The organism is Pseudomonas sp. Z5-35 (assembly GCF_051131945.1).
GTDB lineage: Bacteria > Pseudomonadota > Gammaproteobacteria > Pseudomonadales > Pseudomonadaceae > Aquipseudomonas > Aquipseudomonas marvdashtae.
Window position 1 is genome coordinate 3901990 of sequence record NZ_CP071640.1, and the last position, 14248, is coordinate 3916237.

A 14248-nucleotide genomic window follows, 5' to 3' on the forward strand; every position below is an offset into this window, starting at 1 on the left:
GACCTTAGATCATCTCTTCGCCGCCCTTGCCACCGAGGACGATTTCTCCGGCTTCGGCCATACGGCGGGCGATGGTGAGGATTTCCTTCTGTGCGGTTTCCACGTCGCTGACGCGCACTGGGCCTTTGGCCTCGAGATCGTCACGCAACAGTTCGGCCGCTCGTTTGGACATGTTCTTGAAGATCTTCTCCTTGACGCCTTCGTCCGAACCCTTGAGGGCCAGGACGAGCACATCGGAGGACACTTCGCGCAACAGTGCCTGGATGCCACGATCGTCGACATCGGCCAGGTTGTTGAACACGAACATGAGGTCTTCGATCTGACCGGACAGGTCTTCGTCGACTTCGCGGATCGAGTCCATCAGTTGACCTTCGATCGAACTGTCGAGGAAGTTCATGATGTCTGCCGCGCGCTTGATACCACCCAGGGTGGTGCGCGAAGCATTGGAGTTGCCCGAGAACTGCTTCTCGAGAATCTGGTTCAATTCTTTCAGGGCCGCCGGCTGCACGGTGTTCAACGACGATACCCGCAGGATGATGTCGAGACGCACTTTATGGTCGAAGTTGCCCAGCACCTCACCAGCCTGGTCCGGGTCGAGATACGCCACGACGATCGCCTGGATCTGCGGGTGCTCGTAACGGATCACGTCGGCGACCGCGCGCGGTTCCATCCACTTGAGGCTGTCCAGGCCGCTGGTGTTGCCACCGAGCAGGATCCGGTCGATCAGGCCGTTGGCCTTGTCCTCGCCCAGGGCTTGGGTGAGCATCTTGCGTACGTAGTCGTCGGAACCGACGCCCAGACTGGTCTGATCGCCGACGATGTCAACGAACTCGCTCATGACCTGCTCGACCTGTTCACGGTGCACGTTGCCCATCTGCGCCATGGCCACGCCGACGCGTTGGACTTCCTTGGGGCCCATGTGGCGCAGCACCTGGGCGGCGTCGGTCGAACCCAGGGACAGCAGCAAGATCGCGGCTTTGTCGACCCGGGACAATTTGGCAACAGCGGCTCGATTATCACTCATCTGCGTTAATCCACTCTTTCACGACCTGGGCCACACGACCCGGATCCTCTGCCACCAGACTCTTGATGGCGTTCAACTGTGCGTCATAGCCTTCGCTCGGACTTGGCAGCAGGATGCTCTGCGGCCCGCCGAGGCTGACGCGATCGTTGGCCAATTCGCCATCCAGGCCGCCCATGCCTCCCAGCTCTACATCGCCCAAGCCTGCCAGCTGCTTGTTCTTGCCGCCACCGGTGATGTTGTTGAGCACCGGACGCAGCACGCCGAACACCAGTATCAGGATGAACAGCACACCCAATACTTGCTTGACCACATCCCAGAACCAGGGTTGCGAATAAAACGGGATGTCGGCAATTTCTTCTCCGCGCTCCAGGGAGAACGGCACGTTGATCACGCTGACGCTGTCGCCACGGCTGGCGTCGAAACCGACGGCGTCCTGCACCAGGCGAGTGAAGCGCGCCAATTCGTCGGCAGTCCATGGCGCACGGCTGGTTTCGCCGTTGGCCGCGTTGATCTTGACCTGATCGTCCACCACCACGGCAACTGACAGGCGATTCAAACGGCCCTGCTGCTGCTTGGTGTGGCTGATGGAACGGTCGAGTTCGAAGTTCTTGGTCGATTGTTGACGCTTGTCGGCCGGGTATGGCGCCAACATTGGCTGGCCGGTGGCCGGGTCCATGATCTGCTGGCCGTTGGCATCGATCAGCGGCTGGCCTGGCTGCACCATGCCTGCGGCCGCAGTGGCGCCACCGGTGGTTTGCGGCGCGCTGGCTGCCGATGGCGGTTGGTTGCTCAGGGCACCCGGCACACCTTGCGGGCCATTGCTGGCGGTACGCTGCTCGTTCACCGATTGTTCGCTGCGCAACGCCGGTTGATCCGGATTGAACTGTTCGGACGTCGACTCGACGGCGCTGAAATCTACGTCAGCCGAGACTTCAGCTTTATAACGACCATTACCCAGTATAGGTTGCAGGATGTTGTGCACCCGCTGGGTCAGCATGCCTTCCATGCGACGGCTGTAGTCGAATTGCTTGCCGGCCATGGTCAGTTCGGAATTTTCCGCCTGGTCGGACAGCAGGTTGCCCTTCTGGTCGACGACGGTGATTTGCGACTTGCTCAGTTCAGGAACACTGGTCGCCACCAGATTGATAATGGCAACGACTTGGCCTGGCTCCAGGGAGCGGCCGGAATACAGTTCGACCAGGACCGAAGCACTCGGCTTGCGCTCATCGCGCACGAATACCGAGCTTTTCGGAATCGCCAGGTGCACGCGGGCACCCTTGACGTTGTTGAGGCTGGAAATGGTCCGCGCCAGTTCGCCTTCCAGGCCGCGACGATAACGCGTCGCTTCCATGAACTGGCTGGTGCCCAGGCCCTGGTCCTTGTCGAGAATCTCGAACCCGATGTTGCCATCGGTCGGCGTTACGCCAGCCGCGGCGAGCTTGAGGCGCGCACGCGCCACATCGTCGGCCTTGACCAACAAGGCGCCAGAGTTAGGTTCGACGGTGTAAGGAATGTCGGCAGAAGCCAGGGTTTCCATGACTTGCTTGGCATCCATGCCTTCCAGGCTGCCGTACAAAGGACGGTAGTCTGGCTGCTGGGACCACAACACCACGGCGAAACCAATCGCCACGCTGGCAGCCAGGCCGACCAACAGGCCTACCTGACGCAGCATGGTCATCTCGGAGAGGTTTTCCAGGAAAGACAGACCGAACAACGGCGGCTTGCCGTCTACCGGTGTGGTCTTGGCTGGAACGTTATCAGCGGCTGCTTCTGCCATGACTCAATAATTTCCTTAGACCGGCATCTGCATGATGTCTTGGTAGGCTTGAACCAGTTTGTTGCGTACCTGGGTCAACGCCTGAAACGAGACACTGGCTTTCTGCGAAGAGATCATTACGTCCGTCAGGTCGACGCCACTTTTGCCAATCTCGAAAGCACTGGCCAACTGGTTCGAAGCCTGCTGGGTATCGTTCACTTTATTGACGGCCTGACCGAGCATGTCGGAAAAACTGCTGCCGGCCACTTGTGGCACCGCGACCGATTTAGGCTGGGCCATGGCGTCCATCTGCATGGACCGCATGTCCAACATCAACCGATTAAATTCAATACCTTGGCTCATGATCTATTCTCTCTGGCGGCCCGCATTTTTTTGACACTTACTCAGCGGGTATACAGGTGTTAGCAACAAGGGTGCCAGCTCCATGGCCGTCAGAAACAAATGCGCGCGCGAGCGCATCCGGCGCTACACGGTTCAACCGTTACATGCATGAGCGCTTCGCACTGATGCTTGGCCAGCCCCTGGCGACAGGCATCAACTGGCGAAGAGATAAGCCTCCACGTCCATCCCGGCATCGCGCATCTGCGCCAGCTTGTAGCGCAAGGTACGCGGGCTGATGCCCAGGCGTTCAGCGGCCTCCTTGCGCCGGCCGCGCTCGGCGCGCAGGGTGTCGATGATCATCTGGAATTCGCGACGACGCAGGTCGTCTTCCAGGGCTCCAGCCGATTCCCCCGTCACTTCGACCGGCTGGACCTGCGTTGGCACAGGCTTGAGCGCTGGCAATGGCGCGCAGGCCACCGGACCCGCCAGGCAAAAATCCTCGGGCTGGATCAAGCCGCCCTGCTGAAGAATCAATGCCCGCTGAATGGCATTGTCCAGCTCACGGACATTGCCGGGCCAGGGATACGCAATCAAGCAAGCCTGCGCCTCGGCAGACAGCCGGGCCGTTGCGTGCTTCATTTTATTGACGTGTTTGGCCAGCAGGCGCTCGGCCAGCGGCAGGATATCGGCGGTGCGCTCGCGTAATGGACGCCAGGCCAGGGGGAAAACCGACAGTCGGTAATAAAGGTCTTCACGAAAGCGCCCCGCTGCCACTTCCCCTGCCAGGTCGCGGTTGGTCGTTGCCACCACGCGGATGTCCAGGCTGATGGGCTTGCGCGCGCCGACCCGCTCCACTTCCCGTTCCTGCAATACACGCAGCAACTTGGCTTGCAGGCCCAGCGGCATTTCGGAAATTTCATCGAGGAGGATCGTCCCGCCGTCGGCCTGCTCGAACTTGCCGGGCTGGGCCGCGATAGCGCCAGTAAACGAGCCTTTTTCGTGCCCGAACAACGTTGCCTCGAGCATGTTGTCAGGAATCGCCGCACAATTGATGGCGATGAACGGTTCGCTGGCGCGCCGGGATTGCTGGTGGATATAGCGAGCCAACACTTCCTTGCCCGTACCGGACTCGCCGGAAATCAACACCGTCGAATCGCTGCGGGCTACCCGCGCGGCCAATTCCAGCAATTGCGCGCTGGCGGGCTCGAACGCCACCGGCCCCTCACCCTCGACAGCGACGCTGCCCAAGGCATGCCGCGCGACCAGATCCAGGAGCGCCTTGGGCTCGAACGGCTTGACCAGATAATCCGCGGCGCCCTGGCGCATGGCATCCACCGCGCGCTCGACGGCGCCATGGGCGGTCATCAACAAGACGGGCAATTGCGGCTGGCGCGCCCGCAGCAAACCAAGCAACTGATGGCCGTCCATGCCTGGCATGTTGACGTCGCTGACCACCAGGCTGAACGGTTCACGGGCCACGGCGAGCAATGCGTCTTCTGCCGAACCGACGGCGGCATAATCATGCCCGGCCAACAGCAGCGTATCGGCCAGCGCTTCGCGCAGGGCGCGGTCGTCCTCGACCAGCAGAACCTTGATCGCCATAACCTTCACTCCAACCCTGGCGCACTGGAAAACAGCGGCAGGAGCACCAGCGCGCACGTGCCGCGCCCCGGCCGCGAGTGCAACTGCAATTCTCCCTGATGGGCACGGGCCACCGCCTTGACCACGGTCAGGCCGAGGCCCGTCCCGGTGGTCTTGGTGGTGAAGAATGGCTCGCCCAGACGCGTCAACACGGCCGGCTCGATACCGCTGCCGCTGTCACTGACGCACAGGCGCAAGGTGTTGTCGCGTGTGTATAGATGGACCTTGAGCCGCACGTCGCCGTCGCTGGCCTGGATCGCATTTTCAATAAGATTCAACACTGCCCCCACCAACGTGTCGCGGTTGCACAGCACCTCACCGACGTGACTGTCGCACTGCCAGCGGATCGGCAAGCCCTGCACGTGAGTCAGCGCCGCAGCCTGCAAGGATTGCAGCAGCGCCCTGGGCGTTACGCGGTCGGTCAGGGGCAGCTCGCCACGGGCGAACACGAGCATGTCGCGCACTTGGTGTTCGAGTTCGTGAAGGCGCTCTTTCAGGCGACCGGCGAAGCGTTGCTGGGTCTCCATCGGCAATTGCTGCTCGGTCAAATGACTGGCGTACAGCAACGCAGCGGACAGCGGCGTACGGATCTGGTGAGCCAGCGACGCCACCATCCGCCCAAGGGAGGACAAGCGCTCGTGACGGGCCAGTTGATCTTGCAGGTGACGGGTTTCAGTCAGATCGTTGAGCAACACCAGTTGACCGGGCTCGGCGTCCAGTGATCGAGTCGAGATGGACAGGCGACGGCCGTCCTTGAGGGAGACTTCGTGACCGTCATCCTCGCGCGGAGCGAAGCAACGGGCGATGACGTGTCGCCACAACTCGCCTTCCAGCGGCAAGCCCAGCAGCTCGCAGGCCGCCGGGTTGGCTTCGCGCACGAAGCCGAGGGCATCGATGACGATGACGCCGCCAGGCAAGAGGTCGAGGAGGTTTTGCAGCCGATTGGCCAGGCGCTCTTTTTCCGCCAGCTCCTGCATGCGCTGAGCGCTGACCACTGCCAGCTCACCCTTGAGCTCGGTGACCCGGGCTTCAAGCAGGCTGTAGGAGTCGGTCAGCTGGCTGGACATCTGGTTAAACAGCGAAAACGCCTGCTCAAGTCCAAGACGACTAGCCTGTTCGGCGGACGGCATGTGTCCCGACTCTGGGACAGGAGACATCAGGGCGGCTTGGGTCATCGTGCTCTCTCGCTTGGCTGACCGTCAGTTAAACGGAACGTTGCGAGGGCTATAGCAATACCCGTGCCGAAAAAAAAACCGCCTGAAAATCAGTCGGTTGCAAAACAGGCGTCAATCATCCGCCTGTTCATCTCCTTCGCGACGGCTCATGCCGTACTTGCGCATCTTTTCCACCAGGGTGGTACGACGGATGCGCAGGCGTTCTGCGGCACGAGCCACGATGCCGTTGGCGTCGTCCAAGGCTTGCTGGATCAGCCCTTGCTCCAGGCCGCCCAAATAGTCCTTGAGGTCCAGGCCTTCCGGCGGCAGCAAAGCATTACTGGTGAAATCCGGCGTATGGCCGTTGATCGCCACGCGCTCTTCCAGGTCGCTGCGCAGGCTGTCGACCATCTGCTCGTCTTCGTCGTCGACGTAGCGGAATTTCTTTGGCAACTCCGCGACGCCGATCACACCGTAGGGGTGCATGATCGCCATGCGCTCGACCAGGTTCGCCAGCTCCCGGACGTTGCCTGGCCAGCCGTGGCGGCAGAGAGACATGATCGCCGCCGAGTTGAAGCGGATCGAACCACGCTTCTCATGCTCCATGCGCGAGATCAGTTCGTTCATCAGCAACGGAATGTCTTCGACCCGCTCGCGCAGCGGCGCCATTTCGATTGGGAAAACGTTGAGGCGGTAATAGAGGTCTTCGCGGAAGCTGCCGATCTCGATCATGGTCTCGAGATTCTTGTGGGTCGCGGCGATGATCCGTACGTCAACGCTCTGGGTCTTGTTGCTGCCCACGCGCTCGAACGTACGTTCCTGCAGGACCCGCAGCAGCTTGACCTGCATCGGCAGCGGCATGTCGCCGATTTCGTCGAGGAACAGCGTGCCGCCGTTGGCCAATTCGAAACGCCCGGCGCGACTGGTGATAGCACCGGTGAAGGCGCCCTTTTCGTGGCCGAACAATTCGCTTTCCAACAGCTCGGCGGGAATCGCACCGCAGTTGACCGGCACGAACGGCGCTTCGCGACGCTTGGAATGGTAATGCAAGTTGCGCGCAACCACTTCCTTGCCGGTGCCGGACTCACCCAGGATCAGCACACTGGCATCGGTGTCGGCCACTTGCTGCATCATCTGGCGCACGTGCTGGATCGCACGGCTGGTCCCGACGAGGCTGCGAAACAGATTGGGCTCGCGATGCCGACCGCGCTCTCGGGCCTGGTCGTACATCTCGCGATAAACCTGGGCGCGGTGCAGCGAATCCAGCAGCTTGCTGTAGCTGGGCGGCATTTCCAGGGTGGAAAGTACCCGGCGGCGCTGATCTTCCGGCAGGTCGAGAGAAGAATTTTCGCCCATCAGCAAAACTGGAAGGAACTCATCCCAGGTTGAGAGTGTCTTTAGCAAGCCCAAAAGCGACGCGGGAGCATTTACGGTCCCAATCAGGACGCAAATGACTTCACGACTGGAGGACAGAGAGCCGACAGCCTGCTGCCAATCATGGCTACCGCAGGGCAGATTTTCTTCGCCAAGAAAATTGAGGATCACCGCCAAGTCGCGGCGGCGGACGCTATCGTCATCGATCAGGAGAATTTTGGTTTCACGCCACATGCAATAGCAACTTCCCTAGTCAACTCAGTGCCCGAATTTGGGGGCAAGCTAGACGCTTGCAGACCTGTCATGCCTGTAGACGCCTGAAATCTGTAAACAGCCACTAGTTAAGTCAAAAAATCGTGCACAGTCAAATTTATGGCGCAGTTTGTTCGGGTTAACTGAAAATTAAATCAGCCGAACAGGTGATAAACCTTCGCCGCGTTCTGTGCCTGATGAATCTGCGCCATCTCATTCACGATTGCCTGACGCTCTCCGGTCGCCGCTTCCAGCAAGTTGCGGTAAACCCCTAGCAACTCTTCCAGATTATTACGCAACGCCGCCTCGTCCACCTCGGACTCGCTCATGACGTCTTCCATGCAGGTACGGCACGCCAGGTCCAATTGACCAATGGCTTCCCAATTTCGCTCGGCCAGGGCATCAACCAGGGCGTCACGGGTTTGTTCGATTCGCTGCAGGACAAGACTCATGAGCGTGCTCCTCAGAATTGCGGGCCAGGCGCCGCGATGCCATCCCATCCTTCCTTGACCGTGCGAAGCAGATCTGCAACTTCGTCGAGGATCTTCGGATCGGTCTTGGCGTTGGCTTCGGCCAGGCGCTTCATCATGTAGGCATAAAGGGCATCGAGCTCTGCGACCGACCCAGCCTGGTTTTCCAGGTCCAGGCCTTCGCGCAGGCCGCCAACAATGCCGATGGCCTTGCTGATCAGAACGCCTTTGTTCGGGATATCCTTACGCTCCATCGCGCCCTTGGCCTGGGCGATACGGTCCAGCCCGCCTTCCATGAGCATCTGCACAAGACGATGGGGACTTGCTTCGGAGGTTTGCGCCTGGGCACCAATCTTCTGGTATTGGCGAAGGGCTAACATCGGATTCATGTTCTACCTCATCAAAAAAACTTCGGTTCGTATAAACAGCGTATCGACGCCGGGTCAAAAAACTTTAGTCCGAAAAGCCGAAAGCCCGGAGCGTTGTCAAACGCTGCCGGGCTTTTGCATCGGTCGAAATCAGCTGTTCTTCTGTTGAGCCGTCATCGCTTCAAACATGGAGGTGATGTTGTTGGCGGTGGCTTTCAGCTTGCCGACCAAGGTGTCCATGTCGTTGTACTTTTTAGTCAGCACTGCGGTAAGGGTTTCGATCCGGCGGTCCAGCGCCTGCTGATCTTCGAACAGCTTCGTCTTGATGATGTCGAGGTTCTTGGAGCGAGTGGTCAGGATGGCCTCTGAGCCGCCAACGCCCCCCACACCCGTTTTGCCTTCAGTGTACGGCTTAATGGCGTTATCCATGCGCTCAAGCAGACCATTCTCACCGGCGAACAGTGTCTGGACCTCCCCGCCCAACTGCTTGTCATTCAACGCAGTGGTGAATTTGCCACTGTCGAAATCCAGAGTTCCGGTCGTCTGGTTGGTGGTGATACCCAACTGAGAAAGAACAGTCAGCTTGTCACCTGTACCGACCTCAGACAAAGGCGCGCGAATGGCCGCCAACAGCGAGCGAGGCAAGGAGTCACCGGTCAAGGCCGCCGGGACCGAATTCCCCTCCGCGTCTGTCGTCGGCTTGGTCAGGGAGGTCACAGCCCTTGCAACGGCGTTATAGGCATCGACGAATTTCTGGATCGAAGCCTTCAGGCCGTCAGCGTTAGTAGCGACGGTAACGATTGTCGGGCCTGTGTCCTCAACCAGTAACGTCATGCTCAAGCCCGAGACCACGTTATCCAGCTTGTTGGTCTTGCTGCTCATCTCCAGGCCGTCAACCTTGAATATGGCGTCCTGGGCGAGCCCCAGGGACCCTGAAGAATTCGCGGTCGGTGGCGAGACCATTTTAACGGAACCGTCAGCCGTCAGGCTGGCAATACCGCTGAGGGAAATATCGTTACCCGCACCGGTTTTAGTCGAGCCGACCACCAGGCGTGAACCGAAGCTGTCGGTCACAATGTTGGCGGTCAGGCCGCTGGAGGAGTACTTGCTGTTGATGGCATCCCGAACTGACTGCAGCGTCGAATCAGCCGGGATATCAAGGGCGTAATCCGTACCGCCCTGGCTGATAGTCAGCGTACCGGTCGCCACAGCGCTGGAAGCCCCACCGGCGAAAGCAGCCGTCGCAACTTTTGAAGAAGTGGCCAGTTGAGCGACGTCTACCGTGTAGGTACCACTTACCGCCGAGTTGCCCGCTGTCACCGTCAACGCACTGGTGTTGGCCGAAGTGGCGGCAACGCCGGTGAATTGAGGCGTGCTCGTGCTGCCTAAGGCTTTCAGCGTGGACTGGAAGGTAGCCAACAAGGATTTCAGGGTGCCAATCCCGGAAATATTGGAGGTGTTAGTCTTGGTGGCACGGTCAATCTGACCTTGCTTGGCTGCTTTGTCAGAATCCACCAATGCCTTGACGATAGCACCGGTGTCCAGGCCAGAGCCTAAACCCAAGCCAGGTAGAATTGGACTTGCCATGTGGGACTCCCTTCAGTGTGTCGGCGATCTTTTGGCGATTGCGACGCTAAAGAACCGATCAACAAAATTCGTACCAGCTGTCAGGCTTGCGCGCTGAACAACAGGCTGTTTGCATCATTCAAGCTATTGGCCAGCTTCAAAACTTCTTCATTAGGGATCTGACGAATCACTTCGCCGGAACCACTGGCAATCACTTTGACTACTACTTTGCCTGAAGGCTCATCAATAGAAAACTCCAGGTTACGCTTGACCGACTGCACAAACTTTTCAATTTCCTGAACCGCTTGTTTGAGCTTGTCTTTTTCGGCCATTGCATCTTTAGGCGCGTCTTTGACGGATGCCAGGCTGGTGACCTCGGTTCGAGGCTTCTCCACTGGCTTGTCGGCAACTGTCGGAGCCGGTTTCGCCGCCGGATAAGACAAGTTCAGCTTCACGCTCATATCCATGTCCATCACCTCTTGAACGAAAAAAGCGAGAGAGTACGCAAGCGCACTCCCCCGCTAAAACTCATCCGGCTATTACTGAAGCAGCTTCAGTACAGCGGACGGCAGTTGGTTGGCCTGGGCCAGAACCGAAGTGGAAGCCTGTTGCAGAGTCTGCTGCTTGGTCAGCTGGGCAGTTTCAGCAGCGAAGTCGGTGTCTTGTACGCGACCCAGTGCAGCAGCGGCGTTTTCGTTGACGTTCTGCAGGTTGGAGATGGTGCTGGTCAGACGGTTTTGCGAAGCACCGAGGTCAGCACGGGCGGCGTTGATAGTCGCCAGAGCAGCGTCGATTGCATCGATCGCGGCGCTGGAGTTAGTTTCAGACATGGCGCTATCGGTAGCGCTCAGGCTGAGAGTAGCCGAGTCCACGCTCAGGGTCGCTGCGTCGAAGCCGCTGTCCAGGGTCAGAGTGATCTGGTTGTCAGCACCGGTGTTGGAACCGACCTGGAAGGTCATGGTGCCAGCGGTACCATCGATCAGGTTCTTGCCGTTCAGGTTTGTCGAGTTGGCGATACGAGTCAGTTCGTCCGACATCTGAGCAAATTCTTTGTCCAGAGCGGCACGGTCTGCGGTACCGTTAGAGTCGTTTCGCGACTGTACTGCCAGTTCACGCATACGCTGCAGAATGTTGGTGGATTCCTGCAGAGCGCCTTCAGCGGTCTGAGCGATGGAGATACCGTCGTTGGCGTTTTTGATCGCAACAGTCTGACCGCGGATTTGCGAGGTCATACGAGTGGAGATCTGCAGGCCGGCGGCGTCATCTTTGGCGCTGTTGATTTTCAGGCCGGAAGACAGGCGGGTCATCGAAGTGGAGAGAGCATCGGAAGCCTTGTTCAGGTTCTTCTGAACATTCAACGATGTGACGTTAGTGTTTACTGTTAAAGCCATGACGAATTCCTCGTTGGTTGGGTACTGCGGCTTCCGGCCCTGGCAACCGCCGGGTGTGGCCTAGAGAACCTTCGTAATAGTTATCGTCGTAATCGGAACTTGCTTTAGCAGAATTTTCAAAAATTTTGCCATCAGGATGCCACCCCTCGTAAATCAAGGACTTGGCTGCGCCTGGAGGGTGAAAAAATGGCGCCAGGGAAACGCCGGCGACGGCGCTGGAGGCACGAGACAGCGTTGAATGGCGTCGAGGAAGTTATTTGCGCCGACCAGCGGTCAACAATTGGGCCCAGTCATACTCGAGGTAATCGGCCAACGAGATCCAGTTCTGCGCCTGCTGGTCATCCAGCATCAAGGCAAGCAGCTTGTTCCACGACGCGGGGACATCGCCTGGCATCAGCTCGACCAGAGGCTGCGCCGATTCGATCAGCGCGACCATTGCCAGCCCCGCCTCGACATCTCGCCCAAGACGAAACAGGCGCGCGCATTCGCGGGCATCATCGATCACTACTTCAAGCTTGGTCATTGCGCATATTCCGGGTGGAAATCGGTGCCCACAATCAATGCCCCGTCTCGACTGCTGTTATAGAACCGCACCTGGGGATGCCTGGCGATAAAACGCTCCAGCTCGCATAGGTAGCTACGGAAGTTGAGCTGGGTCTTGACCCGTCGGCCATGCCCATCAAGCACCCAGTGCCTGGACGCCCCTAGCTGCGGTCCCAAGTCGCCATCGCCCCATCCTGCATGGGTCTTGTCGTTGGGAAAGGCAAAATCAGCACCAAAAAGCGTGATGTGCGCAGCGCCCATTTGCACCGCCAGATCGACCGCCGGATGAATCACGCTCCCGCCTACGTGGAGTTCGGCCCGGTGCAGTTGCTCACGCATCTGGCGATAGACTGGGCTGGAGGAGTAACCGACGTAGCGCGGCCCTTGCCACGCCTCGATCACCGAGGGGTCAGCCATCGGAAGATAGACCAGCGCGATGCCGTCGGTGTTTTCCGGGGGAAGATGACGCGCCGAGATACGCTGGTCGATGCTGACCACGATGTCGGGACGAATGCCGTGATTGATCAACGGCCGGTAGGCCGTATCGACACAAATCAACAAGGGTCGCTCGGCTTGCTCGCTCAGGTGGCGCAGCCTTTCGAAATGTTGCTCAAGGCTGGGGCCGGTAGCCACGACGAACGCCTCACGCCCCTTGAGCGCGCCGAACAGCTCGGCAACATCGCGATCTTCGCGCACCAGGCTGAAGGTGGATTGCAGGCGTTCAACAATCTCAGGGGACCTGGGGTCAAACTCTCGGTTGGTGAAAGCCAGATGGACTTCACTGATCAATCGATCACGAATCTTGGCGTTGTAATCGTCGGCCAGCACCAGCTCGGCGGGCAGTGCAAAAAATGGCAACTGGATTTCCGCCAGATCACCGGCATAAAGCAATACCACTCTCGGGTCGTCGAGCCATGACAATTGATCCAGCACCTGCAACACCAAGGCGAACACCGAACCGTTGAGGATATGCACACATAACCTTTCGAGCCCCGCCCGCTCCAGCAAGCGGTTCTGCAGATCGCCCAGCCCGGTTCCATAGACATGCACAACGGGCGCGTCCAAGGGAAAACTGGCGGCTTGCAGGTCGGCCTCGGCAAGACGGTCATGTCGGCTGCTCAGTTGAATGCCGTTGATACTCAAAGTTGACCCGAGGCCTTCCACCAGATCAGCCTGCAACCCACCGATATCCTCAAGCGACAAGCGCTCGGCCATGGCCGGCCAACGCTGCTGGATCGTCTGAAGATTGCGCTCGAAGAATTCGCTCATGGCGTCTCGCTTTTGCATCAGGCAAAAAAAATAGCGTTCAAGGTTACACCTTGGACGCCATTTTTGTGCCTGGGTTTAAACGACTCAGGGACGATAGATAATCGCCGACCCCCAAGACAACCCAACACCAAAACCACTCAACGCCACGCGCTTCCAGTTGGAATCAAGCACGTGCTTTTCCAGCAACAACGGGATGCTCGACGACACGGTATTGCCGGTCTCGACCATGTCCTTGATGAACTTCTCCGGCTCGCCTTCAAAACGACGCGCCACGGCGTCGACAATCGCGGCACTGCCCTGGTGGATGCAGAAGGCATCGATATCACTGGGTTGCAGGTTGGAATCGGCAAGCAACTCATGAAGATGGGCCGGCACCTTGAGTAAGGCGAAGTTGAATACCTGCCGGCCGTTCATGAAGAACACGCCATCGCTGACCTTCAGGTGCGGCGCACCGGAACCGTCGGTGCCGAACTTGGCCTTGCCCAATTGCCACGGCGCGTCCTCGCCCATCCATGTAGCGGTGGCGGCGTCGCCGAACAGCATCGTAGTGTTGCGGTCTTCCGGATCGACAATCTTCGAATAAGGGTCGGCGGTCACCAGCAGGCCATTCTTCAGGCCGGCGGCTTCCATGAAGCCCTTGATGGCATAGATGCCGTAGACATAACCCGAGCAGCCGAGGGAAATATCAAACGCTGCCACTGTGGTGGGCAGGCCGAGCTTGTCCTGGACGATAGCCGCTGTATGAGGCAAACCTTCTTCATCGCCGTTCTGAGTGACAACGATCAGTACCTCAACGGATTCGCGCTTCAGATCGGGATTATTGGCAAATAGCGCATTAGCTGCTTCGACGCACAGATCCGAGGTTTCCTGCCCGTCATCCTTGCGTGGCAAGAAGGCGGAACCAATCTTGCCAAGGATGAATTCTTCATCCTTTTCAAACTTTGCACCTTGTGCGTAATTGTCCACGCCGGCTACAGGAACGTAGCTCGCAATGCTTTTTATGCCAATCATTACGGCTTCCCAATCAAAAACAGCCCAATACCACCGCTCGCAAGGAATCGAGGGGCGCCGACAAATGGGAAGTGTAAAGGGCTATCA

The 14248-nt window shown here is 58.8% G+C and carries 14 protein-coding genes; all 14 read right to left on the minus strand.

Annotated features, from left to right (window positions below):
• Window positions 1–4: 4 nt before the first annotated feature.
• Window positions 5–1024: a flagellar motor switch protein FliG gene (fliG, locus tag J3P95_RS17795; protein ID WP_007958288.1), complete on the minus strand. Its 1020-nt coding sequence runs from the start codon at window positions 1022–1024 to the stop codon at window positions 5–7.
• Window positions 1017–2801, minus strand: a complete 1785-nt coding sequence (gene fliF, locus J3P95_RS17800; RefSeq protein ID WP_434558098.1) for a flagellar basal-body MS-ring/collar protein FliF — start codon at window positions 2799–2801, stop codon at window positions 1017–1019. Before fliF ends, fliG begins: the two co-directional genes overlap by 8 nt.
• A 15-nt stretch (window positions 2802–2816) precedes the next feature.
• Window positions 2817–3143: a flagellar hook-basal body complex protein FliE gene (gene fliE, locus J3P95_RS17805; RefSeq protein WP_305499603.1), complete on the minus strand. Its 327-nt coding sequence runs from the start codon at window positions 3141–3143 to the stop codon at window positions 2817–2819.
• A 192-nt stretch (window positions 3144–3335) separates the two neighbouring features.
• Window positions 3336–4724 carry a sigma-54-dependent response regulator transcription factor FleR gene (gene fleR / locus J3P95_RS17810; protein ID WP_434558099.1) on the minus strand — a complete coding sequence of 463 codons (1389 nt, stop codon included), beginning with the start codon at window positions 4722–4724 and terminating at the stop codon, window positions 3336–3338.
• Between the two features lie 5 nt (window positions 4725–4729).
• The gene (locus J3P95_RS17815) at window positions 4730–5938 is read right to left on the minus strand and encodes a sensor histidine kinase (RefSeq protein WP_434558100.1); all 1209 of its coding nucleotides are present in this window, start codon (window positions 5936–5938) and stop codon (window positions 4730–4732) included.
• A 111-nt stretch (window positions 5939–6049) separates the two neighbouring features.
• Window positions 6050–7525, minus strand: a complete 1476-nt coding sequence (locus J3P95_RS17820) for a sigma-54 dependent transcriptional regulator (RefSeq protein WP_434558101.1) — start codon at window positions 7523–7525, stop codon at window positions 6050–6052.
• A 173-nt stretch (window positions 7526–7698) separates the two neighbouring features.
• Window positions 7699–7995: a flagellar protein FliT gene (locus tag J3P95_RS17825; RefSeq protein WP_434558102.1), complete on the minus strand. Its 297-nt coding sequence runs from the start codon at window positions 7993–7995 to the stop codon at window positions 7699–7701.
• Window positions 7996–8006: 11 nt separating this feature from the next.
• A complete protein-coding gene (gene fliS / locus J3P95_RS17830) occupies window positions 8007–8402 on the minus strand; it encodes a flagellar export chaperone FliS (RefSeq protein ID WP_434558103.1) in 396 nt (131 codons plus the stop codon).
• 129 nt (window positions 8403–8531) lie between these two features.
• Window positions 8532–9968 (minus strand): flagellar filament capping protein FliD, encoded by a 1437-nt coding sequence (fliD, locus tag J3P95_RS17835; protein ID WP_434580288.1) that lies wholly within the window; start codon window positions 9966–9968, stop codon window positions 8532–8534.
• Between the two features lie 80 nt (window positions 9969–10048).
• A complete protein-coding gene (locus J3P95_RS17840; RefSeq protein ID WP_434580287.1) occupies window positions 10049–10414 on the minus strand; it encodes a flagellar protein FlaG in 366 nt (121 codons plus the stop codon).
• A 72-nt stretch (window positions 10415–10486) separates the two neighbouring features.
• Window positions 10487–11338 (minus strand): flagellin domain-containing protein, encoded by an 852-nt coding sequence (locus tag J3P95_RS17845; RefSeq protein ID WP_434580286.1) that lies wholly within the window; start codon window positions 11336–11338, stop codon window positions 10487–10489.
• A gap of 253 nt (window positions 11339–11591) precedes the next feature.
• Window positions 11592–11861, minus strand: a complete 270-nt coding sequence (locus tag J3P95_RS17850; RefSeq protein WP_434580284.1) for a hypothetical protein — start codon at window positions 11859–11861, stop codon at window positions 11592–11594.
• The gene (locus tag J3P95_RS17855; RefSeq protein WP_434580283.1) at window positions 11858–13150 is read right to left on the minus strand and encodes a motility associated factor glycosyltransferase family protein; all 1293 of its coding nucleotides are present in this window, start codon (window positions 13148–13150) and stop codon (window positions 11858–11860) included. Before J3P95_RS17855 ends, J3P95_RS17850 begins: the two co-directional genes overlap by 4 nt.
• Window positions 13151–13234: 84 nt before the next feature.
• Window positions 13235–14161: a ketoacyl-ACP synthase III gene (locus J3P95_RS17860; protein ID WP_434580281.1), complete on the minus strand. Its 927-nt coding sequence runs from the start codon at window positions 14159–14161 to the stop codon at window positions 13235–13237.
• Window positions 14162–14248: the final 87 nt, after the last annotated feature.